The organism is Arsenicibacter sp. R0_47, from assembly GCF_057652235.1.
On sequence record NZ_JBYFCJ010000086.1, the window covers coordinates 1 to 2,447 of the forward strand.

The 2,447-nt window shown below is 46.5% G+C and carries 5 protein-coding genes; 1 reads left to right on the forward strand and 4 read right to left on the reverse strand.

Features of this window, described 5'->3' with window-relative positions:
• The first annotated feature begins 11 nt into the window (after positions 1–11).
• The gene (locus AC23NW_RS36020) at positions 12–446 is read left to right on the forward strand and encodes a lantibiotic dehydratase C-terminal domain-containing protein (RefSeq protein ID WP_487455533.1); all 435 of its coding nucleotides are present in this window, start codon (positions 12–14) and stop codon (positions 444–446) included.
• Between the two features lie 89 nt (positions 447–535).
• Here AC23NW_RS36020 and AC23NW_RS36025 read toward each other — a convergent pair whose 3' ends face one another.
• From AC23NW_RS36025 to AC23NW_RS36040, 4 genes are all read right to left on the reverse strand, one after another.
• Positions 536–700: an IS3 family transposase gene (locus tag AC23NW_RS36025; protein WP_487455526.1), complete on the reverse strand. Its 165-nt coding sequence runs from the start codon at positions 698–700 to the stop codon at positions 536–538.
• Entirely contained in the window at positions 621–1,385 is a 765-nt protein-coding gene (locus AC23NW_RS36030; protein WP_487455527.1) for an IS3 family transposase, read from the reverse strand. Before AC23NW_RS36030 ends, AC23NW_RS36025 begins: the two co-directional genes overlap by 80 nt.
• On the reverse strand, positions 1,382–1,669 hold the full coding sequence (locus AC23NW_RS36035) for a transposase (protein ID WP_487455529.1): 288 nt from the start codon (positions 1,667–1,669) through the stop codon (positions 1,382–1,384). Before AC23NW_RS36035 ends, AC23NW_RS36030 begins: the two co-directional genes overlap by 4 nt.
• Before the next feature lie 35 nt (positions 1,670–1,704).
• Positions 1,705–2,447 (reverse strand): DUF6035 family protein (locus AC23NW_RS36040; RefSeq protein WP_487455531.1); only part of this gene is annotated, 743 nt, incomplete at its 5' end.

Below are 2,447 nucleotides of genomic sequence, written 5' to 3' on the forward strand. Positions count from 1 at the left end.
GGTGGGTCAGTTTGCACCGAAATACCCGGGTCAATTTCCTGCGTAACAGGTGGGTCAGTTTACTCCGAAATACTCAGCAACGAGAAGCACTTGACGAGGATATGCACTGGTGGGTTGCATGCGAGCGGGCTGACCGGTTAGTGGATGCATTTGGTTTTTCTTCGTCCGAAAAGCAAAACTTTATATTGGCACTTCAACAGCGTTTTCATAATGAGAACTCGCCGGTACAGACGTTTCGCAAAGAACTAAATACGCGGTATCGGTCCTGGCAGAATCGAATCGCTAACCAACATCTGTCTGATGTACAGTCATTGGAGGTATGGCGACCACTCATTAAAAGGATTCGGGACCTGTATCAGCAACCTAATGCCTCCTTACCACCGCATACTGAACTGGTGCAATCACTGTTACATATGCTACTCAACCGGTTCTTTATCAGTAACTGAGGTGGGTCGGTTTAGCCGGACACTTGTGATTGAGAGTTGTGATTGAAATTAGCTTGATAATACTGCTTTTCAAAGTTGATCGGCGACATCTACCCCAAAGACGAGTGCAATCGGCGAATGTTGTAGTAGCCCTCGATATAGTTAAACAATTCATCGTGAGCATCTTGTAGGGTTTCAAAGCAACCATCTTCGAGCAATTCGGCCTTTAAACGACTGCTTCGGCAGTCCGATCCATAAAGACTCCGCATGAGCATTCTGGTAGGGGTTCTCTTTTTCGGCCATACTTTGCTCACACTTCCACTTGTCGAGCCGCTTTCTAAACGTTTTACCAAAATACTGCCCACCTTGATCCGAATGAATAATCAAACCCGGCTGGGGGCGACGTAAAGTAGTAGCCTGATCGAAAGCTCTGATAAGCAGACTTTCCTCCATCGTTGCATCGACACACCAACCGACAATCCGGCGCGAAAACAGGTCCAGCCAGCTTGCTAAGTAAGCCCAGCCACCACCCACCAATGGCAGGTAGGTGATGTCACTCACCCAAGCCTGATCGGGACGAATTGGTTGACCCAGATCAAGCAGTAGATTGGGACAAGCCCGTAAACCATGACGTGAATCGGTGGTACGTGGCACGAAACTACGCGGCTGGATAGCCCGCCAGTCTTGTGCCTTCATGAGTCGCCTGACTTGATGTCGGCCCACATCAATACCTTGCTCCTGGAGAGCCTTCTGGACTCGCCGGCTACCGTAGCGTCGACGATTTTCCCAGAAGACTTCTTGGACATTACTGCTCATTTGCTGTTCAGCTAAAGATGGTTGAAAGGTTACGCCTGCTCGATACTCATAGTAGCTACTTTTGCTGACTTCCAGTACCTTACAAAGTAATCTGATTGCAAAATGTGGCTCTTCCTGTTTGATAAATTTGTAAATTAATCTCAAGTCATGCGGCTGAAAATGGCGACAGCTTTTTTTAAAATATCGCGTTCTAACTCCGTTTGGCGGAGTTGCCGACGGAGCAATTCGACCTCTTCTTCCAAAGTGGATGTTGATTTCTCACCCCCTTTATTCTTTTTTTCAGCCGTCCGCCAGGCATGGATGATGCTATCACTAATGCCCATTTTTTTGGCTACAGCGAGAATAGACTCCCCATTAGCAACTAGACGGAGCACGTCAGCTTTGAATTCAGGGGTATATTTTCGGTTTGGAGTTGATTTTTTAGCCATTTGACACGAAGTTAAAATAAGTTTCGTGTCCGGATTTATAGGACCACCTCACGCTTCGTGCGTTCCTGCTCAAAAGCGGTTTTGAGAAACGCCCGGTCATGTTCCGTGGTTTGGTAGCCTTGTTCTTGCCAGAACAGTTCAAATAGGTGATTATATGTATTCTCCGAGAATTCGGCAAACTCATTCAGTAAAGGGCTTCGTCGTTCGGGATAAGCATGAACTTCGCTAAATGTTTGATGAACCGACGAGCGGGCGCGGGAGAAGCCAACTTCAAGTTCTTCTTGGTAAACCTGTCGGCGTTGCTCATATACCTGCTGCCGTTGCTCAATTTCGCGTTGCCGCTCCCATTCGGCCCGTTCCTCGTCGTCAATTTCTTGCCTAATCGAGTTGGTAGCTCCTTCTACATCGAACAGGAACACTTTGTAATTCTTATCGTCGAACGTTAAGTCGTGCAGGCCGACAAACCGTTCCTGCCAACGGTAAGCTATCTGCTGACCAGATCGGTAAGGTTCACGGTACAGGCATTTGAGGATAAGGTCTTGTTGGCGTTTGGACTCACTGATAGCTTCGCCATCAAAAATAAATGCATTCTGATTATTGCCGTAGAAAACGTCTTTCTCGGTGAATCGTTGTTTGTCGAACTCATCGGAAAAGAATTTGAAAATCCAGATTATGAATGTCTGGTTTTGTTGATAAAAGTACTGATTCTCCGCAAACACACCTAATATTTTTAGTATATTAGCGCTCAAAAAGCAGGGATTATGAACATATTCAGTTT

Bases quoted from the DNA above. Each gene is read 5' to 3' on its own strand.
- AC23NW_RS36035 (WP_487455529.1), bottom strand. From the start codon at position 1,669: ATGGCTAAAAAATCAACTCCAAACCGAAAATATACCCCTGAATTCAAA.
- AC23NW_RS36025 (WP_487455526.1), bottom strand. From the start codon at position 700: ATGCTCATGCGGAGTCTTTATGGATCGGACTGCCGAAGCAGTCGTTTA.